The sequence below is a fragment of the Streptomyces lydicus genome (assembly GCF_001729485.1).
GTDB classification, from domain to species: domain Bacteria; phylum Actinomycetota; class Actinomycetes; order Streptomycetales; family Streptomycetaceae; genus Streptomyces; species Streptomyces lydicus_D.
This window is the reverse complement of record NZ_CP017157.1, coordinates 2,172,258-2,195,877: the sequence shown is the minus strand read 5'-3', so window position 1 is coordinate 2,195,877 and position 23,620 is coordinate 2,172,258. Positions and strand designations below refer to the sequence as shown.

At 72.8% G+C, this 23,620-nt stretch carries 17 protein-coding genes; 5 read left to right on the top strand and 12 right to left on the bottom strand.

The genetic code is table 11. The annotated features are described in order from the left end of the window. Positions 1–5: 5 nt before the first annotated feature. The 3 genes from SL103_RS09400 to SL103_RS09390 are packed head-to-tail and all read right to left on the bottom strand — an operon-like array spanning position 6 to position 6,258. Complete coding sequence (locus SL103_RS09400; RefSeq protein WP_079145655.1) at positions 6–1,901, bottom strand: helicase-associated domain-containing protein; 1,896 nt, start codon at positions 1,899–1,901, stop codon at positions 6–8. Positions 1,902–1,915: 14 nt separating this feature from the next. Next, positions 1,916–3,379, bottom strand: a complete 1,464-nt coding sequence (locus SL103_RS09395; protein WP_069568275.1) for an SWIM zinc finger family protein — start codon at positions 3,377–3,379, stop codon at positions 1,916–1,918. Further along, positions 3,376–6,258, bottom strand: a complete 2,883-nt coding sequence (locus SL103_RS09390) for a DEAD/DEAH box helicase (protein ID WP_069568274.1) — start codon at positions 6,256–6,258, stop codon at positions 3,376–3,378. The genes SL103_RS09395 and SL103_RS09390 overlap by 4 nt, the downstream gene beginning before the upstream one ends. Before the next feature lie 372 nt (positions 6,259–6,630). On the opposite strand from SL103_RS09390, the gene SL103_RS09385 reads away from it, so the two are divergent. Next, positions 6,631–8,268, top strand: a complete 1,638-nt coding sequence (locus SL103_RS09385; protein ID WP_079145654.1) for a UvrD-helicase domain-containing protein — start codon at positions 6,631–6,633, stop codon at positions 8,266–8,268. Positions 8,269–8,334: 66 nt separating this feature from the next. Continuing rightward, complete coding sequence (locus tag SL103_RS09380) at positions 8,335–8,652, top strand: DUF6343 family protein (RefSeq protein WP_069568273.1); 318 nt, start codon at positions 8,335–8,337, stop codon at positions 8,650–8,652. 69 nt (positions 8,653–8,721) lie between these two features. Here SL103_RS09380 and SL103_RS09375 read toward each other — a convergent pair whose 3' ends face one another. The 5 genes from SL103_RS09375 to rpsA form a co-directional block, all read right to left on the bottom strand. After that, positions 8,722–9,114 (bottom strand): tetratricopeptide repeat protein, encoded by a 393-nt coding sequence (locus SL103_RS09375; RefSeq protein ID WP_069568272.1) that lies wholly within the window; start codon positions 9,112–9,114, stop codon positions 8,722–8,724. A gap of 364 nt (positions 9,115–9,478) precedes the next feature. Continuing rightward, the gene (locus tag SL103_RS09370) at positions 9,479–9,817 is read right to left on the bottom strand and encodes a cupin domain-containing protein (protein WP_099055396.1); all 339 of its coding nucleotides are present in this window, start codon (positions 9,815–9,817) and stop codon (positions 9,479–9,481) included. 158 nt (positions 9,818–9,975) lie between these two features. Continuing rightward, positions 9,976–10,566 carry a dephospho-CoA kinase gene (coaE, locus tag SL103_RS09365; RefSeq protein WP_069568271.1) on the bottom strand — a complete coding sequence of 197 codons (591 nt, stop codon included), beginning with the start codon at positions 10,564–10,566 and terminating at the stop codon, positions 9,976–9,978. A gap of 64 nt (positions 10,567–10,630) precedes the next feature. Next, entirely contained in the window at positions 10,631–11,584 is a 954-nt protein-coding gene (locus SL103_RS09360) for a PAC2 family protein (RefSeq protein ID WP_069568270.1), read from the bottom strand. Between the two features lie 578 nt (positions 11,585–12,162). Next, positions 12,163–13,680, bottom strand: a complete 1,518-nt coding sequence (gene rpsA / locus SL103_RS09355) for a 30S ribosomal protein S1 (RefSeq protein WP_069568269.1) — start codon at positions 13,678–13,680, stop codon at positions 12,163–12,165. 375 nt (positions 13,681–14,055) lie between these two features. On the opposite strand from rpsA, the gene SL103_RS09350 reads away from it, so the two are divergent. After that, on the top strand, positions 14,056–14,877 hold the full coding sequence (locus tag SL103_RS09350) for a class I SAM-dependent methyltransferase (protein ID WP_069568268.1): 822 nt from the start codon (positions 14,056–14,058) through the stop codon (positions 14,875–14,877). A gap of 110 nt (positions 14,878–14,987) precedes the next feature. Next, a complete protein-coding gene (gene hrpB / locus SL103_RS09345) occupies positions 14,988–17,615 on the top strand; it encodes an ATP-dependent helicase HrpB (protein WP_069568267.1) in 2,628 nt (875 codons plus the stop codon). Between the two features lie 261 nt (positions 17,616–17,876). Here hrpB and SL103_RS09340 read toward each other — a convergent pair whose 3' ends face one another. The 4 genes from SL103_RS09340 to SL103_RS09330 all read right to left on the bottom strand — a co-directional run bounded on the left by SL103_RS09340 (position 17,877) and on the right by SL103_RS09330 (position 22,437). Further along, on the bottom strand, positions 17,877–18,884 hold the full coding sequence (locus SL103_RS09340) for a DUF3068 domain-containing protein (protein ID WP_069568266.1): 1,008 nt from the start codon (positions 18,882–18,884) through the stop codon (positions 17,877–17,879). 18 nt (positions 18,885–18,902) lie between these two features. After that, complete coding sequence (locus SL103_RS37190; protein ID WP_104531150.1) at positions 18,903–19,037, bottom strand: SPW_0924 family protein; 135 nt, start codon at positions 19,035–19,037, stop codon at positions 18,903–18,905. 607 nt (positions 19,038–19,644) lie between these two features. Beyond that, positions 19,645–20,538, bottom strand: coding sequence for an IS982 family transposase (locus SL103_RS09335; RefSeq protein ID WP_069568265.1), 894 nt, complete (start codon positions 20,536–20,538; stop codon positions 19,645–19,647). A gap of 60 nt (positions 20,539–20,598) precedes the next feature. Next, a complete protein-coding gene (locus SL103_RS09330; RefSeq protein ID WP_069568264.1) occupies positions 20,599–22,437 on the bottom strand; it encodes a lytic transglycosylase domain-containing protein in 1,839 nt (612 codons plus the stop codon). Positions 22,438–22,587: 150 nt separating this feature from the next. On the opposite strand from SL103_RS09330, the gene SL103_RS09325 reads away from it, so the two are divergent. After that, positions 22,588–23,580: a DUF4184 family protein gene (locus SL103_RS09325; protein ID WP_069568263.1), complete on the top strand. Its 993-nt coding sequence runs from the start codon at positions 22,588–22,590 to the stop codon at positions 23,578–23,580. Positions 23,581–23,620 lie beyond the last annotated feature (40 nt).

The following is a 23,620-nucleotide window of genomic DNA, read 5'->3' as shown; positions in this document are numbered from 1 at the left end:
ACGGGTCATCCGCCGCCGGTCGCGGTGGCCTCCCCGGGCTGCGGTGACAGTCCCAGGAGGCGGTGCGCGAGGGCGAGCGGGGCCTGCGGATCCCGGGTGGCGCCGGGCGCGGTCGTGCGGTGCGCGGGGAGGCGTTCGACGGTGGTGGTGCCGGTGTCGGATTCCAGCGCGGGGGCGTAGCCGGCGGCACGCAGGGCGTCCAGGGTGGCGGCCGGCGGGCGGCCGCTGACCAGGACGGTCGGGGCGATGACGCGCAGAGCGAGGTCGCCCAGGGCGCGGTGTGCGGCCAGTTCCTTGATGAGGGTTTCGTCGTCGGAGCGGATGCAGCAGGCGGCGGGCAGTACCCGCATCCGGCCGTGGGCGCGGGCGGCGTCCTGGACGAGGTAGCGCAGCGGCTGCGGCAGGTCGCCGGTCGTCGAGGCGCGGGTGAGGGCGTCGAGGAGGGCGTCGGCGGTGTGGCCGGTGTCCAGCGCGCGGCGTACCGAGGCGGGGGTGAACCGCCAGGTGACGGCGTGCTCCTCGGATTCCCGGTCGGCGGCGGAGGTGAGCAGTCCGGCGAGCGCAGCGGTGGGGCGTCCTGGCACCACGGCGGTCAGATCGGCCTGGAAGTGGGCCTGTTCGAGCAGCGGCGGGAGCAGGTCGGCGAGCGGCTCGTCGAGGGAGTGCGGGTCGGCGAGCAGTGCCCGGCCGAGCGGGGTGAGGGTGCCGTGGGCGGCCAGCCCCAGATAGGCCGCTTCGTCCAGGGTGTGCGCGGCGCGGTCCTCGGCCATGGGCTGGGCGGTGACGGCGAGCGGACGGTGCCAGTCCGCTGCCCGCAGGAGCCCGTGCGGCACGGTGCCGGGGGCCGGGCCCGCGAGGGGCGTGCCGGCCGCGTGCGGCACGGTCGCGAGTGTGGCGAGGAGGGCGTGCCGGAGGGCGGGGGCGTGCCGGTCGTGGCCGCGGACCAGCGCGGTGGGGGTCTCACCGAACGGGGTGTGGGTGGGGATGGCCCACAGGGCGGACCACGCCGCGAGGAGCGGGGCGAGGCGCCGCCCGGGCGGGTGGGCCAGCCAGTCGTCGTAGGCGCCGGTAGGCAGGGCGGTGATGCCGGCCGGGGTGCGGGTCAGTGCGATCAGGCCGGCGGCGAGGGCGAGGTCGAGGAGGAGGCGGGTGTGCGGTTCCCCGGCGCCGGCCGCCTTGGCCAGCCGTTTGATCTCCCGTACGGCCAGGCCGCCGGACTTGCGCAGCGCGGCGGGCTGCGTCGCGAGGGAGGCCAGCAGGCGGTCCGCGGTCGCGGCGAGGGTCGCCGCGGCGGCCCGGGACTCGTCGTGCGGGGAGGTCGCGGGGACCGCCGCTACGGGTGTTCCGGCACCGGCGGGGGCGTCCGGGGAGGGGCGGGGGGCTTCGGGGCGGAACGGGCCGAGATCGTGGGCGGCGAGGAGCTGGGGGGTGCGTGGCGGGACGACAACGGCGCCGTCCTCGGTGAGTGCGGCGAGGGCGTCGTCGTAGAGGGCGCGCAGGGCGCTTTCGGCGGCGCCGCGTGCGGCTCCGGTGGCGCCCAGCGCGGCGAGGACGTCCTCGGGCGGGACGGGGGCGGTGGCCAGTTGGGCGAAGGACAGCCGGTGCGCCATCAGGGACTGGTAGTCGGCGCCCGGGGCGGGGGCGGCGGGGCCTGGGGTGTCCTGCGCGGCGCGTTCCTGGCTGATGCGGGCGGTGGTGGCGAGCACCTTGAGGCGCGGGTGGTCGAGATGCAGCACCAGGTGGTGGAGGGTTTCGTAGGACCACAATGCGCTGGCCAGGCCGCGGAGTTCGGTGGGCGCGGGCCGGCGGGCGAGCGGCTCGGCGTGCCGGGTGAGGAGTGCGGCGAGCTGCTCGGGGGTGCGCCGGGCGAGGGACCGGGTGAGTGTGTCGAGACCTTCCACGGAGGCGAGGTTAGTCATCGCGCGAGGAGGGTGGTGAGAGCGCCTACGGGGTCGGGGTCGGCGGGGCCGGTGGGCCACCAGTCGTCGGTGCCGGGCTCGGCCTCGTAGGGGTACCAGCGGTTGTCGTGGCCGAAGCGGAGCTGGATGCCGCGCTCGGGGTCGGTGAGGTGGTTGTGGCGGGGGCGCAGGGCGGGGAGGTCGGCGGCGAGGAGGGCGCTGCGGGCCCGGTCGAAGTCGCCGGCCGGTGGGTTCCAGGTGGTGTCGAGGAGGGTGAGTCCTTCGGGGCCGCCCTGCCGCCAGGCCGCCACGGAGCGGGCGACGTCGGTGGGTGCGCGGCCGGTCGCCGCGGCGAGGTCGCGGTACAGGGCGCGGGTGGTGGCGGTCAGTCCGGCGGTGGGGTGGGCGGTGGCGGCCAGGCGGACGGCGTCCTCCCACGGGGGCAGGTCCGGGAAGGGGCTGTGGTGGCCGGGCCGGGCGCCGCCGGGGGGCGGGGGTGCCGCGGCGGACAGGCAGGCGTGGGCGCGGTCCGCGGCGTCGGCGGCCAGGAAGGTGAGGGTGTCGGGGTCGAACGGCAGCCCGTCGCCGTCGGGCAGGGCGGGTGGGCGGCCGGGCTGCGCGGGCAGCGGCACGGTCGGCGGGAGCGGCGGGCGGGGGCGGTCGGCGAGGGCGGCGCGGGCGAGCACACCGGGCCGGGCCGTCTCCGGCGCAGCGGCTGCGTCCGGTGCACCGGCCCGCGGCGCGGTGGCCGGGTCCGCGGCATTCCACTCCCCGGTGGCGGCCGGGGCGGGTCCCCCGTCCGCGGCGCCGCCGGTGGCCGGGGCCGTGTCGCGCCGGGTGTGGGCGCGGGCTTCGCGGGCGGTCAGCGCGGTGTTGCGGCGGGAGAGTTCGTCGAGGAGTTCGCGTTCGCCGCGGCCGCGCATCAGCAGCAGGACGAACGGGTCGGCGTCCAGCAGGCGGGCCACCTGGAAGCAGAGGGCGGCGGCGTGCTTGCAGGGTCTGCCGTTGTCGGGGCACGAGCACCGGGGGACGAGGTCTCCCGGCCCCGGCAGGAGGCGCACCTCGCTGTCGGCCAGCGCGCTGGGCAGCTTCTTGGCCAGCAGGGCGGTGAGTTGGGCGGGTTCCGCGGCGATCGCGTCCAGGAGGGTGTCCCATTCCTGGTCGCTGAGGGTGCGGAGGCGGATCTCGGCACTGTACGGGCGGGGTCTGCTGCCGCGTACGGTGGCGATGACGCGGCCCGGGGTGACGTTGATGGTGTCGACGTGGCCGTCACGGGCGTAGGTCCGGCCGCGGGCGAGCCGGGCGCTGTCCAGGGCGGTGGTCTCCAGCGCGTCCAGCCAGGCGCTCCCCCACCACGAGGCGGCGAACAGGCCGCGGGCGCCGGTCCGGGCCGGCAGCGGCGGGAAGGTGCGCGACCGGTCGGCGCGGGTGGCGGCGGCGTACGCGGGGGTGCGGCGGCCGGCCGGGGTGCGGGGGGTCATCCGGCCCTCCTGAGGGAGACGAGATCGGCCAGTTCGGCATCGGACAGTTCGGTCAGCGCGGTCTCTCCCCCGGAGAGCACGGCGTCGGCCAGCGCCCGTTTGGCGCCGAGGAGCTGGGCGATGTTGTCCTCGACGGTGCCTTCGGCGATCAGCCGGTGGACCTGGACGGGCTGGGTCTGGCCGATGCGGTAGGCGCGGTCGGTGGCCTGTTCCTCCACCGCCGGGTTCCACCAGCGGTCGTAGTGGATCACGTGTCCGGCGCGGGTGAGGTTCAGCCCGGTGCCGGCGGCCTTGAGGGAGAGCAGGAAGACCGGGGCCTGTCCGGACTGGAAGCGGTCGACCATCTTCTCCCGTTCGGCGACGGGGGTGCCGCCGTGCAGCAGCTGGGTGGGGACACCGCGCGCGGCGAGGTGCTTCTCCAGCAGCCGCGCCATCCCCACGTACTGGGTGAAGACCAGCGTGGCACCGCCCTCGGCGAGGATGGTGTCCAGGAGTTCGTCGAGGAGTTCGAGCTTCCCGGAGCGGGCGGCCAGGCCCGGTGCGGCCTCCTTGAGGTACTGCGCGGGGTGGTTGCAGATCTGCTTGAGGGCGGTGAGCAGCTTCATGACCAGGCCGCGGCGGGCGATGCCCTCGGCCGCCTCGATCCGGGCGAGGGTTTCGCGGACGACGGCCTGATACAGCGCGGCCTGTTCGCGCCCCAGCGCCACCGGGTGGTCGGTCTCGGTCTTCGGCGGAAGCTCGGGAGCGATCCCGGGGTCGGACTTCTTGCGCCGCAGGATGAACGGACGCACCAGCCTGGCCAGCCGTTCGGCCGCCTCCGGGTCCTCGCCGCCTTCGACCTCCCGGGCGTGCAGCGCGCGGAACGTCTTGAGCGGGCCGAGGAGTCCGGGCGTCGTCCAGTCCAACAGGGCCCACAGCTCGGAGAGGTTGTTCTCCACGGGCGTGCCGGTGAGGGCGATCCGCGCGGGTGCCGTGATGCCGCGCAGTGCCTTGGCGGTCGAGGACCGCGGGTTCTTCACGTGCTGGGCCTCGTCGGCGACCACCCATGCCCAACGGCGTGCGGCCAGTTGGGCGGCGCTGCTGCGCATCGTGCCGTAGGTGGTCAGGACGAACCCGCCGGGCAGGTCGTCGAGACTCCGGCCGGCACCGTGGAACCGCCGTACGGGCGTGCCGGGCGCGAACCGCTCGATCTCGCGCTGCCAGTTGCCGAGGAGGGAGGCGGGGCACACCACGAGGACCGGTTCGGTGGGCCGCCGGTGCAGGTGGAGCGCGATGACGGTGATCGTCTTGCCCAGGCCCATGTCGTCGGCGAGGCAGCCGCCGAGGCCGAGGGACGTCATGGTGTCGAGCCAGGCCATGCCGCGCAGTTGGTAGTCGCGGAGCGTCGCGCGCAGTGCCGGGGGCTGGGGTAGCGGGGCCGCTTCGGTGGTGAGGCGGGCTCGCAACGCGGCGAGCGCCCCGAGGGGCACCACCTCGACCTGTTCGCCGTCGACCTCCGCGGTGCCGTTGAGCGTCGCGGCGAGGGCGTCGACCGGCTCCAGATAGCCCAGTTCGCGTTTGCGGGCCTTACGGACGAGCCCGGGGTCGACCAGGACCCACTGGTCGCGCAGCCGGACGACCGGCCGGTGCGCCTCGGCGAGGGCGTCCATCTCCGCCTCCGTCAGCGGCGCCCCGTCCATCGCGACCTGCCAGCGGAACTGCAGCAGTTCACGCGTGTCGAAGAAGCCGAACCCGTCGGCCGCGGAGCCCGGCGCCGGGCGCAGCACCGCCGACGCGGTCAGTCCGCGGGCCAGCTCCTTGGGCCAGTGGACCGCCACCCCGGCGGCGCCCAGCCGAGGGGCGGCCTCCCCCAGCAGCTCGTACAACTCGTCCTCGCCCAGCGGCAGTACGTCGGGGACCGGCCGGTCCAGCAGGCGGGTGAGCGGGCTCCAGACGCGGGCGGCGCGGCGCAGGGCCAGGAGGGTGTCGACGCGGGAGCGTGGCCCGAAGTGGTCGGGGCCCTCGCCCTCCCACAGGGCGCGGGCGTCGGCGACCAGCGTGGGGTCGGTGAGGCTGTGCACCTGCAGGACGGCGGCCGCGGCGCGGCGCTCGTCGGCCTCGCCCGCCCGGTGCTCCTCGCGGGAGTCGAAGAGCTGGTGCGGCGCGAGGTCGAGGCGCAGGGAGAGCCGTACGCCGGCGTCGACTCCGGCCGCGACCTCGGCGGCCCATTCCCGCGCGCCGGGAAGGTGCCGGGGCTCGCTCGCGGCGAACGGGGCGCCGGCCACGAGTCCGGCGGCGGGTGTGCGGGGCAGCGCGTCGACAACCGCGTCCACGTAGAGCCGGACCAGGGCCGCGGGGTCGTGGAGCTGGAGCGGACCGCTGCCGGGGAGCGGCACGGGATACGCCTCCGCGGGCATGGCGGCGGCGATGGCACGCAGGTGCGCGACGTCTTCGGGGTCGAGGGGTCCGGCGCGCCACGCGTCGGTGTCGTCGGCGGTCAGGCCCGGCAGCAGTCTGCCGCGCGCGGCGAGGTGCAGGGCGTGGTGGGTCGCGGCTCCCCAGCAGGCGGCCGCCGGGTCGGCGGCCGGATCGTGCCGGGCCCGGAGCAGCAGCGGGACGGCCTCGGCCAGCGGAAGCAGCAGCGCCGGCACCGTACGGCTGCGAGCGCCGTTGCCGTGCCGACGCGCGACCGTCAGCCCCGCCGGTTCGGCGCCGTCGCCCACCTGCCGCGCCCCTGCTGCGCTCCCCGCGCTCACCGTGCTCCCGGCAGCGGGGAGCGGCCCGCCGTCGGGCCGCCAGAGGCCGATCTTCCCGGCGCGCGGCGGCTGGGCGGGAAGGAAGGCCACGGCGCAGCGGACCGCGGCGTCGGCGCTCTCCCCGCCGTTCCACTGCCCGGTCATGCCGTCGTCCCCTGCTCTCTGTTCCGTCGCCGCCGGTCCGCGTCCGACCTGCGAGTCTACGGCCGCACGCACGGCCTCTCCCGCGCCTCTCGAGCCCCCTGCATCGCCTCCGCCTTCCCCCGTCTCCGCACTTCCGTGCCTCTGCCATGTCTGCGTCTCCGAGACGCCTCGGCGACGCCGCAGCGGCGTCTCCGCGTGATGTCGATGGAAGCAGACGGCACTGACAACGCCTCCCCGCCGACGCTTCCCACGTGCCCGGCACCGGAGTTATCCACAGGCCAAGAAAAAATCTCGCACTCCGCCCGCGAACGATTACATTCAGTGACGCATTCACTTTCGGTAATCACCCGACGTCATCGAGGAGCACACCCCATGCACACCAGCCCCCGACCCCGGCCCACCGCACCCGCCCACGCCCACCACCCCACCCCCGAACAGCACGCCGCGGCGGAAGCCTTCTCGAACGGCTCGCATCTGGTGATCCAGGCCGGCGCCGGAACGGGAAAAACCACGACCCTCGCGATGCTCGCGCACTCCGCACGACGACAGGGCCGGCTCGGTCGCTATATCGCCTTCAACCGAGCCGTCGCCCGCCACGCCGCCCGGCGGTTCCCCACCGAGATCGCCTGCACCACCGCACACGCCCTCGCCTACACCGCCGTCGGCAGGAGATACCAGGCACGCCTGAACGCCCCTCGCCAAGCCGGCTGGCGCACGGGCGCGGCACTGGGCATCGACGACGGCATCCACGTGCACATCGGCGCACGCAGGGTCAACAACAAGGCGCTCTCCTCCACCGTCCTGCGCACGGTGACCCGCTTCTGCCAGTCGGCCGACCGGGAGATCGCCGCCCACCACGTCCCGCCCCTGCGCGGAGCCGAATCCGCCCCACTGCACACCCAGCTCACCGGCCTCGTCCTTCCCTACGCCCGCAAGGCATGGGCCGACCTGCAGCATCCGGATCACGGCGCGGTCCGCTTCGAGCACGACCACTACCTGAAGATGTGGGCGCTGCGCGACCCGGTCGTCCCGGCGGACTTCCTGCTCCTCGACGAGGCACAGGACACCAACCCCGTGGTCGAGCAGGTCTTCACGGCCCAGCGTGACCACGCACAGCTGGTGCTGGTCGGGGACTCCGCGCAAGCCATCTACGGGTGGCGCGGCGCCCGCGACGTCATGACCGGCTTCGACGGTCGCCGGCTCAGCCTCTCCCGGTCCTTCCGCTTCGGCCCCGCGCTGGCCGCCGAGGCGAACCGCTGGCTGCAGATCGTCGACGCGCCGATCCGGCTCACCGGTGCGGCGTCCCTGCACACGGAGTTACGCGGCACCCGGACCCCGGAGGCGATCCTGTGCCGGACCAACGCGGGGGCGATGGTCGAAGTGATACGGCAGCTGGACGCCGGCCGCCGGGTGGCGCTCGCAGGCGGTGGTGCATCACTGACCGCCCTCGCACGGGCCGCACACGCCCTGGAGGACGGACGCCGCGCCGCCCACCCCGAGCTGACGCTCTTCGCGAGCTGGGCGGAGCTGCGCGAGTACGCGGAGTGCGACCCGGCCGGACGCGACCTGCTGCCGCTGGTGGAACTCGTCGATGAGCACGGCTCGCAGGCCCTGCTGCGGGCGCTCGGCCGTCTCGTTCCCGAGGAAACCGCCGAGGTGACGATCTCCACGGCACATCGAGCCAAGGGCCGCGAGTGGACCAGCGTGCGCATCGCGGACGACTTCACCGCCCCCGATGATCTCGACGAGCGCGACGGGGACGGGGCCCCCGTCCCCGGGCCGATCAACCTCGACGAGGCCCGCCTGGCCTACGTCGCGGTGACCCGCGCCCGCACCCTGCTCGACATCGGCGGCCTGTCCTGGATCAACACCCATCCCGCAGGCGACCCCCGCCCCACCGCAGCCAAGCCCCGAGAACCCGCCCGGACCGAGCACAGCGAGGCCGGTACTCCGACACCCGCACAGCGATCAGAACGAGCACAGAACCCGCTTCGGAAAACACCCGGCTGAAAGACCCAGCGAACTGGTGACTGCCTGGTCACCGGGGAGGATGCTGGAGGGAGGAGATGGGTGCCGATGCGTACGGGAGACGAGCCTGTTCACGCGCGCAGCCCGCTGAGAATCCGCTGCGGGCTGGCGCTGTGGGGCCTGCTGTGGGCCGTGGCCGGGGCCGTGGCCTTCGTGAACGTCGGGCGGCCGGAATGGGCAGCGGCCTGTGCCGCGCTGGCCATGGTGGCGGCCACGGACCTGGCTCTGGTGATCCGCCATATCCACCAGGGGCCGCACTACCAGCCCGGCAGGAAAATTCCGCCGTACACACCCGACCGAGGCCGGAACGAGGCGTACGGCATACGCAAGAACACCGGCCGCGGACACGGCACCGGGCGACCGTAGTGGACAGGACACCGGGCTGTGGCGCGAGGGGCGGGCCGGGGCACAGCGGCGCGGACCGCAGAGGCGGTCTCAGGGCTGCTGTTCGCCGTCGTCTGCGTCATCGCGGGCGAAGCGCGCGGCCTGAATGAACTCCGGCCGCGGTTCGAGCGCCGCCGCCAGCCGGAAGTGGCGCAGCGCTTCCTCGGGCCGGTTGGCACGCTCCAGGGTGCGGCCCAGCGCGAAGTGTGCGAAGGCGTTGTCGGGCTCACGCTCCAGCACGATCTGGAATTCGAGTTCAGCGGGACGTAGTTGGGCGGCCAGGAAGAAGGCACGCGCGCGGAGCAGCCGGGCCGCGGTGTTCTCGGGGTGTGCGGTGATGACCGAGTCCAGCAGCTGGATCGCACCGCGCGGATCGCGGGCTGCCAACAGCTGCTCCGCGGCGCGGAAGTCGATGACGTGCGTCTCGGGGCTGCTTTCGGGCACGGCCTGCTCCTCTCGGTCCCCGTCACATCTGCCGGCCACAGCCATCGGGGCATGCGTCAGCGACGGACCGTCGTACGGCGTTACCTGGGGCCACAACAAACCCTTCGGTCGCGGCATTCCCCGGCAGGCGCAGCCTCAACCGGGCCCGGCACGCGACCCCATGAACCGACGCCCGGCGGACTGTCCGCCGTCGGCCGACGAAGCCCTGCCCGAGCCGATGAGGCGCCGAGTTGGACGAGAGGGGCGAGAGGGGGCAAGACGGGCTGGGCGAACGTGAAGATGGAGGTGGAGGCGGTGGGTGGGCGGGGGGGGAGGGCCCCAGGGGAGCCGAGCCCCCCCACCACCCACCCACCACCCACCCGCGCTACAGGCTGATGTGGTACGCCTTGCGCAGCGTCTCGTGAACGGTCCACCGCGTGTGATCGCCCTCGCGCAGGATGCAGGCGTCGCCGGGGCCCACTTCGAGCACCGAGCCGCCCTCGACCTCGATCGTGGCACGGCCGCTCACGACCACGAACAGCTCGTTGGCCTCGGTGTCGGTGACCACCCCGGGCGTGATCTGCCAGATGCCGCGTATCTGACGACCGTCCGGGCACTCCCACAACACCTTGCCCGTCACCACCGGCTCCCCCGAGACGATCTGCGACGGGTCCAGGGGCTCCGGCTCCAGATCGGCGTCCGCGATGCCCGGGATGTTCACCACGAACGACGCGGGAAGGGATACCGGGGACGCGTCGCCCGAGGAGGAGGCGGGGGTGGCAGCGGAACCCGTAGCCGCTGGGGCAGCGGTGGCCGTAGTCACGGCAGAGGCGGAAGAGGCATCGGAAGCAGCAGTCATGGCGGCGAGGCTACCGTCCGGGCTCATTCGCCCCGCAGCCGCTCCCATACCGCGCGGACCTGCGGCTCGAGGGCCTCCAGCGGCCCGTCGTTGTCGATGACGAGGTCGGCGATCGCCAGCCGCTGCTCGCGCGTCGCCTGAGCCGCCATCCGGGACTTCGCCTCGTCCTCCGCCATGCCGCGCAGTCGCACCAGCCGGTCGAGCTGCGTCTGTGGCGCGGCGTCGACCACGACCACCGTGTCGTACAGCGGCGCCAGGCCGTTCTCCGTCAGCAGCGGTACATCGTGGACCACCACGGCGTCCGCCCCGGCCGACGCCTCGAGTTCGGCCGAGCGGGCACCCACCAGTGGATGCACGATCGCGTTGAGCGCCTGGAGTTTCTCGGGGTCGTTGAAGACGATGCCGCCCAGCTTCGGCCGGTCCAGCGTGCCGTCCGGGGTGAGCACGCCCTCCCCGAACTCCTCGACCACGGCGGCCAGTCCGGGCGTACCCGGCTCGACGACCTCGCGTGCGATCTTGTCCGCGTCCACGACGACCGCGCCGTACGACGCCAGCAATCGCGAAACCTCACTCTTGCCCGCGCCGATTCCGCCGGTCAGCCCCACCTTCACCATGCGCCCACGCTATACGGTGCACCGGCGCCCCGGGGCGGCCGGCGGACGACCGATTCAGCCGGGTTCAGCTGCCGCCCCCGCCACCGTCGCTCTCTCGCTCCGCCAGGAACCGCTCGAATTCCCTGCCGAGCTCGTCGGCCGACGGGAGTTCCACCGGCTCGGCCACAAGGTTGCCCCGCGACTCCGCGCCGGCCACCGCGTCGTACTGATGCTCAAGCCCGCTGACCAGGGCGACCATCTCCTCGTCGCCCTCCGAGATCTGCCGCTCGATCTCCTCCTGCGTCCGCAGCGCCTCCGTACGCAGCGAGTGCGCCGCGCCCGGCAGTACCAGGCCGGTCGCCGCCGTCACCGCCTCCAGAGCCGTCAGCGCGGCATCAGGGTAGGCGGACCGGGCGATGTAGTGCGGCACGTGCGCGGCCACACCGAGCACGTCGTGCCCGGCCTCGGCCAGCCGGAACTCGATGAGGGACTCCGCGCTGCCGGGCACCTGGGCCTCGTCGAAGAAACTGGCGTGCCCCGGCATCAGGTCGGTGCGGTTGCCGTGCGGGGTGATGCCCACGGGACGGGTGTGCGGGACACCCATGGGGATGCCGTGAAAGTTGACCGACAGGCGCACACCGAGCCGCTCGACGATCTCCTTCACGGCTGCCGCGAAGCGCTCCCACTCGACGTCCGGTTCGGGGCCGGAGAGCAGCAGGAACGGCGCGTCGGTGGTGTCCCGCATCAGCCGCAGCTCGATGCTCGGGGTTTCGTACGCGGTCCAGCGGTTGCGCTCGAAGGTGAGCAGCGGCCGGCGGGCACGGTAGTCGACGAGGCGGTCGTGGTCGAAGCGTGCGACGACCTTGTTGGGCAGGCCGTCGACCAGCCGCTGCACGATCTGGTCGCCGGTCTCGCCGGCGTCGATGTACCCGTCGAAGTGGTACAGCAGCACGAGGCCGGCGGAGTCCCTGGAGGCCAACGCCTCGACCTCCGCGAGCCCGCTCGGCTCCCATGTGTACAAACTCTGGGGATCCAACACAGTGACCGCTCCTCCTCGTTCTCATGAACGCCAACGCATGCTCACCCACAGGCATTCCCGGCCGCCGGACCCGCCCCGCACCTTCCGGACATCTCCCGCCCGGCCGCACCGCCCCCCCCCCCCCCCCCCCCGCGCACACTTCTCGCCGCCCCCGCAGCCACTCCCCCGACCCACCAACTCCTCTACGCAGGAGCGAAGTTCGCTTCCTTGACGCGCGCCACAGATTCACCCCTGGCCACATCGGCCACAGCCGCCCGCACCGTCAGGGGCTTCGGCCGCCGCTATCGCCCTCCCTACCGGCTCGGCCGTCCGCGATATCGACGTATCGACAGCGAGACAGCTCAACGGCGCGCTCACCACCGCGAAGCCCGATGAAAGGACCCGGCTCGCCGACGGCCACCGCACTCACGGCGCGGGGCGGCTACGGGCCGCACCTGAACGGCGCGGATCCCGATCGACGCCTAGGAAGGCGCGGCCAGGACACGGCGAAGGCCCGCTCCCCCTGAGGGGAACGGGCCTTCGTCTATCGGCTGCTGCGACCGGTGCCTAGCGGCGGGTCGCCGTCAGTCGGTGCGAGCTCAGCTCTGGCCGCCGGCCAGCTTCTCGCGGAGCGCGGCGAGGGCCTCGTCCGACGCCAGGGCGCCGGAGTTGTCCGCCGACTCCGAGGAGTAGGAGCCGCCGCCGGTCTGGCCGCCGCCAGCCTGGCCGCCACCCTGCGCCGCCGGCGCCGCAGCGCCCTCGGCCGCAGCCTGCTCGTCGGCCTCGCGGGACTTGATGACCTGAGCCTGGTGCTGCTCGAAGCGCTGCTGCGCCTCGGCGTACTGGTTCTCCCACGCCTCGCGCTGGGTCTCGTAGCCCTCGAGCCAGTCGTTGGTCTCGGGGTCGAAGCCCTCGGGGTAGATGTAGTTGCCCTGGTCGTCGTAGGACGCGGCCATGCCGTACAGGGTCGGGTCGAACTCGACGGCCGACGGGTCGGCGCCGAAGGACTCGTTGGCCTGCTTCAGCGACAGCGAGATCCGGCGACGCTCGAGGTCGATGTCGATGACCTTGACGAAGATCTCGTCGTTGACCTGGACAACCTGCTCCGGGATCTCGACGTGGCGCTCGGCCAGCTCGGAGATGTGGACCAGACCCTCGATGCCCTCGTCGACGCGCACGAACGCACCGAAGGGAACGAGCTTGGTGACCTTACCCGGGACGACCTGACCGATCTGGTGGGTCCGGGCGAACTGCTGCCACGGGTCTTCCTGGGTCGCCTTGAGCGACAGGGACACGCGCTCGCGGTCCATGTCGACGTCCAGGACCTCGACCGTGACCTCCTGGCCGACCTCGACAACCTCGGACGGGTGGTCGATGTGCTTCCAGGACAGCTCGGAGACGTGGACGAGACCGTCGACGCCACCCAGGTCCACGAAGGCACCGAAGTTGACGATGGAGGAGACGACGCCGGAGCGCACCTGACCCTTCTGCAGGGTGGTGAGGAAGGTCTGGCGGACCTCGCTCTGGGTCTGCTCCAGCCAGGCACGGCGGGACAGGACCACGTTGTTGCGGTTCTTGTCCAGCTCGATGATCTTGGCCTCGAGCTCCTTGCCCACGTAGGGCTGAAGGTCGCGGACGCGGCGCATCTCGACCAGGGAGGCCGGGAGGAAGCCACGGAGGCCGATGTCGAGGATGAGACCACCCTTGACGACCTCGATGACGGTACCGGTGACGATGCCGTCCTCTTCCTTGATCTTCTCGATGGTGCCCCAGGCACGCTCGTACTGGGCGCGCTTCTTCGAGAGGATCAGGCGGCCTTCCTTGTCCTCCTTCTGGAGAACAAGGGCTTCGATCTCGTCACCGACGGCGACGACCTCATTGGGGTCGACGTCGTGCTTGATCGAGAGCTCACGGCTCGGGATGACGCCTTCGGTCTTGTAACCGATGTCGAGCAGGACCTCGTCCCGGTCGACCTTCACGATGACGCCGTCGACGATGTCGCCGTCGTTGAAGTACTTGATCGTCTCGTCGATCGCGGCGAGGAAAGCTTCCTCGTTACCGATGTCGTTGACCGCAACCTGCGGGGTGGTGGCGGTGGTCTCGGTGCTGCTCGTCATGTGGGAAAGGGCTCCGGTACGGACATTGAAGTCGTAGGTACTGCTACGCCGAGAGCCCGTATCGCCTCTGCATAAGCCGGACAGTGTCAGAGACGCTCTCTCCGGAAGCCCATGAATGCCGTAGCACTCGGAACCGTCCGAAACGCCTCAAAACCGAGGGGTACATACAGATGCGAGCGCGGCCTGCTCCGTCTGAGGCGCGCAAGCCCGCAGCGCAACTTGTAGCATACGGGGGCAGCCGGACACGGTCAATGCGCGAACGCGCATACCGGGGGCAGATTGCCCCATATCCGGCACACGCGGTGTTCCGCGAGGTCGAACGGCCTCACAGTCCCTGCAGCGACAAGCAGAGCGAAGACTACGACGACAGGCGCGATGAACCAAGACCACGAGCCCGAGGCGACCCGCCGTGACGCTTCGGACACCGAGAGCAGCCACGCCAACCGGGGCTGGTGGGACCGAAACGCGGACGAGTACCAGACCGAGCACGGGGCGTTCCTCGGGGACGACCGGTTCGTCTGGGGCCCCGAAGGACTGGACGAGGCCGACGCCGCGCTACTGGGGCCGGCCGCCGAGCTGAAGGGACGGCGGATCCTGGAGATCGGCGCCGGCGCGGCGCAGTGCTCCCGCTGGCTGGCCGCCCAGGGCGCGCTCCCGGTGGCGCTCGACCTCTCCCACCGGCAGCTGCAGCACGCGCTGCGGATCGCCGACGGAACGCCGGGCGACGCGACCGAGCTGGTGGAGGCGGACGCCGGGGCGCTGCCGTTCCGCGACGGCAGCTTCGACCTCGCGTGTTCCGCGTACGGCGCGCTGCCGTTCGTCGCGGACCCGGTGCGGGTGCTGCGCGAGGTGCACCGCGTACTGCGGCCGGGCGGCCGATTCGTCTTCTCCGTCACCCACCCGATCCGCTGGGCCTTCCCCGACGAGCCGGGGCCCGAGGGGCTGTCGGTGGCGGCCTCGTATTTCGACCGGACGCCGTACGTGGAACAGGACGACACCGGCCGCGCGGTGTACGTCGAGCACCACCGGACGCTGGGTGACCGGGTGCGGGACGTCGTCGCGGCCGGGTTCCGGCTGGTGGATCTCGTCGAGCCCGAGTGGCCGGACTGGAACACCCAGGAGTGGGGCGGCTGGTCGCCGCTGCGGGGGCATCTGATCCCCGGTACGGCGATCTTCGTGTGCCAGGCGGAGCACTGACCCGAGCGGAGCGCTGACCGGAACGCGGCTCCGACGGGCGGCGCGGGACGGCAGCCCGGTGCGGTCGTGCGTGGCGGTCCATTGTCAGTGGCGGGCGGCACACTGGGGTCGTGATCGCCCGTGACGCCCTCGCCCAGCTGCCCGTCCGTACCGCGCTGCCCGCGCTCCGCGAAGCCCTCGACGGGGCCGGTACGGCGGTGCTGTGCGCCCCGCCGGGCACGGGCAAGACGACGCTGGTGCCGCTGGAACTGGCGGGCCTGACCGGCACCGGGCCGCTGCGGCGGGTACTGGTCGCCGAGCCGCGTCGGATCGCGGCCCGCGCTGCGGCGCGGCGGATGGCCTGGCTGCTGGGCGGGAAGACCGGCGAGCAGGTGGGCTTCACGGTGCGCGGCGAGCGGCGGGCGGGGCCGCGTACGGCCGTCGAGGTGGTGACCACCGGTGTGCTGCTGCAGCGGCTCCAGCGGGACCCGGAGCTGGCCGGGGTCGATGTGGTGGTGCTCGACGAGTGCCACGAACGGCATCTGGACGCCGATACATGTGCGGCGTTCCTGCTGGACGTACGGGAAACGCTGCGGCCGGAGCTGCGGCTGGTGGCCGCGTCGGCGACGACGGACGCCCAGGGGTGGGCCCGTCTGCTGGGCGGCTCCGAGGGGGCCGCGCAGGTGGTCGAGGCGGTGGGCGTGTCGCACCCGGTGGACGTGGTGTGGGCGCCCCCGGAGCGGCCGGTGCGGCCCGCACACGGGCTGCGGGTGGATCCGGCGCTGCTGACGCATGTGGCGGGCGTGGTCCGGCGGGCGCTGCGGGAGCAATCGGGTGACGTGCTGTGTTTCCTGCCCGGTGTCGGGGAGATCGGGCGGGTCGCCGGGCAGCTGGCGGGGGTGGACGCCGAGGTACTGCAGGTGCACGGGCGGGCACCTGCCGAGGTGCAGGACGCGGTGCTGGCGGGCGGGGACGGCGTCCGCAGGGTGGTGCTGGCGACGTCGGTGGCGGAGTCGAGTCTGACGGTGCCGGGCGTGCGGGTGGTGGTGGACAGCGGGCTGGCGCGGGTCCCTCGGACGGATCATGCGCGGGGGCTCAGCGCGCTGACGACCGTACGGGCTTCCCGGGCGGCCGCCCGCCAACGGGCCGGACGGGCGGGGCGGGAAGCACCGGGTGTGGTCTACCGGTGCTGGGCGGAGGGCGAGGACGCCCGGCTGCCGGCCTTCCCCGAACCGGAGATCAAGGTGGCCGATCTGACCGCGTTCGCGCTGCAGACGGCCTGCTGGGGCGATCCGGCGGCGACCGGCCTGGCGCTGCTCGACCCGCCGCCGGCCGGTGCGCTGGCCGCCGCCCGGGAGGTGCTGACGGCGATCGGCGCGGTGGACGGGGACGGCCGGGCGACACAGCGCGGGTCCCGGATGGCACGGATGGGCGTGCATCCCCGGCTCGCGCGCGCCCTGGTGGACGGCGCGGCGGAGGTCGGGGTGAAGCGGGCCGCGGAAGTGGTCGCCCTGCTGAGCGAGGAGCCGCCGCGCGCCTACGGGGACGATCTGGCGGCCGCTTGGCGCACCGCGCGCCGGGGTGGCGACGGCTATGCCGCCAGGTGGCGGCAGGAAGCGCGACGGCTGGCGTCGGTGGGCGCGGAGCCGGGCGTGGCGCCGGGCGCGAGCGGGAGCGCGGGTGCCGGTGGGAGCGCGCGTTCGGACGCGAGGACAGGCGCCGCCGGGGCGCATACGGGGGCGTCCGATGACGTGGTCGCCGGGCTGGTCGCCGCGTTGGCGTTCCCGGAGCGGGTGGCGCGGGCCCGGGGCGCCGGGAGCTATCTGATGGCGTCGGGGACGGGTGCGGAGCTGGCAGGGGGCGGGCCGGGCGCCGGACCGCAGGCCGGGGACGGTTCCCGGCTGCGGGACGCCGCATGGCTGGCGGTCGCGGTGGCGGACCGTCCGGTGGCGTCGGCGTCGGCGCGGGTGCGGCTGGCGGCGGTGATCGACGAGGAGACGGTGTGTGCGGCGGCACGGGCCTTGTACTCCTCCGGCGAGGAGGTGGGGTGGTCGGACGGCGAGGTGGTGGCCCGGACGGTGACCCGGCTGGGCGCGATCGAACTGGCGTCCCGGCCGCTGGCCGCGCCCGACCCGGAGCTCCTGCGGGAGGCGGTGCTGTCGGGGCTGCGACGGGAGGGCCTCGGCCTCCTGAGATGGTCGCCCGCCGCGCAGGCACTGCGGCAACGGATGGCGTTCGTGCACCGGGAGGTGGGCGCGCCCTGGCCCGACGTGTCGGACTCGGCGCTGCTGGCGCACGCCTGGGACTGGCTGGGCGTCGAACTCGGACGGGCGCGGCGCCGGGCCGACCTCGAGCGGATCGACGCGGGCCAGGCCCTGAACCGGCTGCTGCCATGGGCGACCGGTGACGCGGCCCACTTCGACGCGCTGGCCCCGGAACGCATCGAGGTCCCCAGCGGTTCGCGCATACGCGTGGACTACGGGGGTGAGCAGCCCGTACTCGCCGTGAAGCTGCAAGAGCTGTTCGGCTGGCACGAGTCGCCACGGGTGGCTGACGGGCGGGTGCCGGTGCTCGTACACCTCCTCTCGCCGGCCGGACGCCCCGCCGCCGTCACGGCCGACCTCGCGTCGTTCTGGCGGGACGGATACCGGTCCGTACGCGCGGAACTGCGCGGCCGCTACCCCAAGCACCCCTGGCCGGAGGACCCCACGACCGCCGAACCGACCCGGCACACCTCCGCACGACTCAAACGGGGCTGAGCGGATCAGCCTGCCTGTCGCGGCCCGCCACACCACGGAGCAAATTCCGCCATGCCGTGCAGCCCGCCTATCCCTCTCGAATACACCGAGCGTCACAACATGCGGGAGCTAAATCACTCTCCGTAATCGTTGCCGGATTAGAGGGAGGCAGCGCGAGGCAGGCAGGAGGCGTCACTGCGACAGACAACAACCGACGGGCGTCGCAGAGACACGAGCCAGGGAAGGGCCAGCGCGTCGCGTCGAAGCGGGGCCGAGCGCCGATCAGGGAGCGGGCGTTGGCTTTGGCTTCGGTTCCGTGACCCGGTCTGCGTCGGTCGCACCGGGGCCGGGGCGCCGACTGCGGGCCTCCAGATACAGGGCCAGCGCCAGCAGTGCGGCGCCCAGGACGAGGAAACCCCAGGGGAGGTAGCTGGTGAGGAGCAGAACCAGGGTGCGCTGGGAGGTGACCAGGGCGACGGTGGAGTCGACATAGTCATCGCGCATCTTCACGTGGCCGGCAAACGCGGTGACCTTGCCGCCGCCGGGCAGCAGATCCCCGCCACGCAGTTCCTCCCTGTGGATCTCCTGCCCGTTGACCGGTGCGCCGGTGACGGGCTCGACCCAGAACATCCGCTTGGTGGTGTACCAGCGGGTGGTGCCCATCTTCTCGACGGCCTGTGACGTGATGCCCTTGACCGGCATCTTCTTGGGGAGCGGGACCTTGGTCCACGGGATGGTCTGCTCGAAGTAGTAGACCTCCAGGCCGTGGAAGGTGCGGGTCCCCTTGTAGTGGATGGGGGCCGAGGTGCGGGTCTGGGCGTCGAAGTAGGTGTAGTCGCGCTTCTCGGTGAGGAACGGCCACTTGTACTCGATGCCCTGGCGGCGCACCGGGTCGCCGTCAACCATCTCGCCGGTGGCGTGCACGGGGGCCTGGGAGTGCGCGTCGAAGATGTAGCGCTCGGGGATCTCGGAGACCATCTTGCCGTCGGGGCCGGCGATGTAGGAGAGCGTGTCCCAGACGACGACGTCGCGGCCGGCGGTCCGCTCGATCCGGTCGGACGCGGCGACGTTGCCCTTGAGGGTCTGGACGATGGTGACCTTGGAGACCCGTTGGGCCTTCATGGTGCCGTAGTTGATGAGGGTGGCGGGCTTGGCCTCCATGACCACGTCCTGGTACTGGCTGGGCGGGATCTTGGCGAGCCGCGGGAAGGCGTACCAGCGCATCAGCGGGGACAGCGCGGCGAAGAAGACGGCGAAGGCGAGCAGTACGAGGCTGGCGGTGCGGCGCATGGCGGCGGCGTCCCTCCCTCAGGGGTGCTCGGGGACGGTGGTCAGCAGCGGCTTGGGGGACGTCGTGCCACTGGGCGCGCCGATCGCGGTGAGGGTGAGGACTAGGGCGAGCGCCGCGGCCAGTCCGATCGCGGCTGCTGTCAGGGCGCGCATGGCCGGCCTCCCGAAGCGGAGCTGATGCGGCGTCAGGGCTGGGGCACCGTAGCAACGGGGGGCTGAGATGAGAACACGTTGTGCGTGCCGGAGAGCAGGCTGCACCCGAGTGTGCGTTGAGTTTGATCGCAGGCCGGGCTCGAGTGTGGGCTGGGTCTGCTGGCAGGCCGGGCCCGTGGGTGGGTTGGGGCGGCCGACGGGGGCTGGGGCCGAGTGCACGGGCATGGCCGCTCGATTACGCGTTGTGCGTGGAGGCGATGCGGGCGGGTGGAGGTGATGCGGCGGTCTGAGCGACCGTGCGTCTGAGTCACCTGCGCGTCTGCATCACCTGCGGGCCTGAGGGCCGCGTGGGTCTGAGGGTCCGTGTGTGTCTGAGGGGCTGTGTGGGTCTGAGGGGCTGCGTGTCTGGGTGGTCGTGGCTCCGCTTGCGTGGGGTTGCGGGGGTAGGCGGCCCGGTAGGTGTGTCACCGCCGTCCCGCCCTGGACGGGGGGCGGGACGGCGGTGAGTACGGCGGGTGGGTGGCGGGCGCCTGCGGTTTGAGGGGCCGGCCGTGTGTCCTGTGCCTGTTGGGGTCAGGGGCCTAGACGAGTAAGTCCGAAGCCCTGGTCAGTGGTCGTAGGCGATCAGTGATCGTGTGATCGGTGTTCCGGTGGCCCGGTTGTGCCAGATCGCGGCGGTGAGAGCGAGGATGCGTTGTCCGACGCCGGCCAGGACTCCGGCTGGGGTTCTGGCTCCGTGGCGTTCGAGGTCGAGCTGGCCTTTGAGGGTGTCGTTGACCGACTCGATCAGCTGCCGGATCGGTTTGAGGAGGTGCTCTCCTGGCCGGGGCTTCTTGTTGCGGTAGCTGGGCCGCAGCAGGGTCAGGCCGTGTTGGGCCATGAAGGCGTCGAGGTGCTTGGAGACGTAGCCCTTGTCGCCGATAACCGTCTGCCCGGGGCGGGTGGCCAGCAGGTCGGCGTCCTGGGTGAGCATGCCTGCGAGGACTTCGCGTTCGTCCGTCTTGGGGTTGGCCAGAGCCCAGGCGATCGGTAGTCCACCAGGTGTGCAGATCAGGTGCAGGCGCAGGCCCCAGAAGAACCGTGAGTGCGAGGGACAGTAGGAGTAAGCGGCCCAGCCGGCCAGGCCGGAGCGTTTGACGGTGGGGCGTGAGCGGGCGCATTCCACGGGTGTGGAGTCCACGATCCATACGTCGTCGTGCCACAGATCCGTGTCGCGGGCGAGGGTGCGAATGAAGCGGCCGAGCAGGGTGTTCGCGGCCCGCAGGCGCTTGTTGTAGCCGGACTGTTCGGGCAGGTAGGGGAACTCGGCCGCCAGATGGGTGCGGGCGAACCGCAGCCAGCGGGCCTCGGAGACGAAGCCGAGTACGGCCTGCATGACCGCGAGCGTCAACAGTTCGGCATCCGTCAGCCTCGGTGGACGCCCTGTCCGCCGCGTTCCTGCCAGAGAGTCATCGATCCTCACGTACAGTGCAGTCGCGAGGGTCTCCAGGTTTGTCGTCACAAACGAACCAACGAGACCCTCGCTTCATGCGCCCGAAGACTTCGGACTTACTCGTCTAGGTCAGGGGGTCTTTGGCGGGGCGGCGACCTTCAGTTTGAGGGTGAGGGTGGTGCCGTTGGGGGTGGTGAGGCGGAGCAGGAAGGTGCCGGGGTGGGTGTCGGTGTAGATCTTCGGGAGCTTGAGGAGGCCGTCGGCGTCGGTGGTCAGGCCGGTGAGGGTGCGGACCGGCTTGTCCTTGTTGTCGCCGGTGGCCTGGGGGTCCTTGAAGTAGGGGCCCTTGTCGTTCTGGACTGGGTGGTCCGGGTCGTCGGTGATCATCGTCGCGGTGATCGGCACCCCGGCGGCGATCTTGCCCTGGTACGTCGCCTTGATCTCGACCGCGTCCTCCGCGAACGCGTGGCCGGCGGTGGCCGTCAGCTCCTTGTCGGAGGTGCGGGTGAGCAGGTCGGCCTTGGGGGCGGGCTTGGCCTTGACGGTCGCCTTGAGGTCGACGGCGGGTACGGTGCGGCCGACGGCGGTGGCCCGGAGGGTGAAGTCGCCGGTCTTGTCGCCCGCGTGCAGGGTGGGTGCGGTGGCCAGGCCGTCCTTGCCGGTGGTGACGGTGGCGGTGGTGGCGCCGGCGGGGAAGCGGGCGTCGGTGGTCTCGGGGAGGGTGAAGCGGACGGCGACGCCGGCGACCGGTTTGCCGGCCGCGTTCTCGGCCCGCACCTGGGGCTTGCTGGTGAAGTCGGTACCGGCAGTGGTGGTCAGGTCCCGGTCGCCGACCTGCTGGAGCGCGGTCGGGGTGGTGGGCTGGGTGGGCGGCTTGGGGGTGGGCGTCGGCTTCCCGCCGGGGTTTTCCGGGGTGCCGGGAGTTTCCGGGGTGCCGGGGGTGTGGTCGCCGCCCGGGGTGTGGCCGCCGGTGTGGCCGTCGCCCGAACCGCCGGGCTTCGCGGGCCCGTTCGGCTGCGTCTTGCCGGGGTGGGGGCGGTTGCCGGTGGTGTCGCCGGTGCTGCGGCCGTGGCCCGTACGTCCCTCCGTGCGGCCGTGCGCGGGGTCGCCGGTGCCGTGGGCGTCGTGCCGGCGGGCGGGGAGCACACCCTTGCCGTCGGGTACTTCGTAGCTGCCGGTGCGGTAGAACGCGAACCAGGACAGTACGGTCCGCAGGTATTCCTCGGAGTGGTTGTAGCCGAGGACGGCGCTGTCCAGGTCCTGCTGGACCGACAGATCGCGGCCGCCGGCGCACAGGTAGGTGCCGGCGGCGAGTGCGGCGTCGAAGACGTTGTTGGGGTCCTTCTTGCCGTCGCCGTTGCCGTCGGCGCCCCAGCCGGCGCCGGCGGGGCCGCCCTGGGACCAGGTGGAGGGGATGAACTGCATCGGGCCCACGGCGCGGTCGTGGGTGCGGTCGCCGTCGTACAGACCGCGGTCGGTGTCAGTGATCCGGGCGAAGCCGTGGCCGTTGAGCTGCGGTCCGAGGATGGGCCGGAGGGTGGTGCCCTCGGCGTCGACCGCGCCGCCGCGCGCCTGGCCGGATTCGACCTTGCCGATGCCCGCGAGGAGTTGCCAGGGCAGCCGGCAGCCGGGGTCCGTGGCGCGGATCTCGGACTCGGCCTTCTTGTAGGCGGCCAGGACGGTGGCGGGGATGCCGGCCTGCGCGGGGCCGGTGACGATGTCGTCGCCGTCGGGCCGGGGGTCGTTGGAACCGCGGGGCGGTACCGGGCTGTTGAGGGGCGGCAGGTCGGTGTAGTACGCCGCGCCGCCGTCGATGGGCGTGTCGGCGGGCGTGGGTTCCTGCCCCTTGGCGGTCGTGTTCTTGGCGCCGGCCGGCGACTGGGAGGCGGTCAGGGCGGCGAGCACCAGGGCCGCCACGGCCGTTGAGGCCGCTCCCCTTCGGAGCCGCCGTCGGAATGTGGCTGCCATATGTGGTCCCCTCCGCGTTGACCCACCGCGTCGCGACGCGGTATCGCGCTCCCCGGCGCTCCAACTCAGGCGACACTACGACAACTCGGGCCCGGCATCTACCACCCTCATCGGACACATAATGATCCGAATCGATCGAGGGGAGGCTCCATGCCGTTCACGCTCAGCCATGTCGCCGCAGTGCTGCCGGCCGTCCGACGGACCGGTACGGCACGTGGTCCGCTGGTCGCCTCGGCGCTCGTCGCGGGGTCGTTGGCACCGGACATGACGTACTACGCGGACAGTGTGGTGCCGGGCGGCATGGCGTTCGGGGCGGTCACGCACTCGCTGTGGGGTGTGCTGACGGTGGATGTGCTGGTGACCGTGGCGCTCGTCGGGGGCTGGCTGCTGTTGCGTGAGCCGGTGCTGGCCTTGTTGCCCGCGGCGTGGCGGGGGCGGGTGTACGGGTTGGTCCGGGGTCGCCGGTGGCAACCGCGGAGTGTGTCCGAATTCGGCGCGTTGGCTGGCCGGTTCGTGCTGTCGGCGGTGCTCGGGGCGGCGACGCATGTGGTGTGGGACGCGTTCACCCACCCGGGGCGCTGGGGCACGCGGCTGGTCCCCGGGCTGGGCGGGACGGCGGGTGGGCTACCGGTGTCGACATATCTGCAGTACGGCACTTCGGTGGTGGCTTCGGCGGGGACGGTGTGGTTCCTGTGGTCGGCGCTTCGGCGGGGAGGTGGCGGCCGGGGTGCGGCGGGCCTTGTCCGGCGCGGCGCGGGCCGCACCGGGACGGACGGGAGTGGCGGTGCCGCGGTCGGTTCGGGGGCGGGGGCGGCGCCTTCGCTGAGCGTGCGGGTGCGGCTGCTGCTGACCTTCCCGGTCGTCCTGTGCGTGGTGCTCGGCGCGGTGCACCGGACGTTGCGGGCGCACGCCGTGTACGGCGCCGCGGCGGACTGGTTCGACTACCTGCCGACTGTGCTCTTCGGCTCCGGCGCGGGCCTGATTGCCGGGCTGCTGCTGTATGCGGTGGCGGTACGGCTGGTGGTGCGGCGGGCGCGTCGGAGCCTGTCGGTGGCCGGTGCGGCGGCCGCGCCGTCGGGGCCGGCGGCGGGTGCCGCGGCTGCTCGGTCGGCGGCCCGGTCGGTGGCGTCCACCAGCGACTGAGCCGGGACCCGGGACCCGGGGTGGCGTTGTCCGGGTCCGG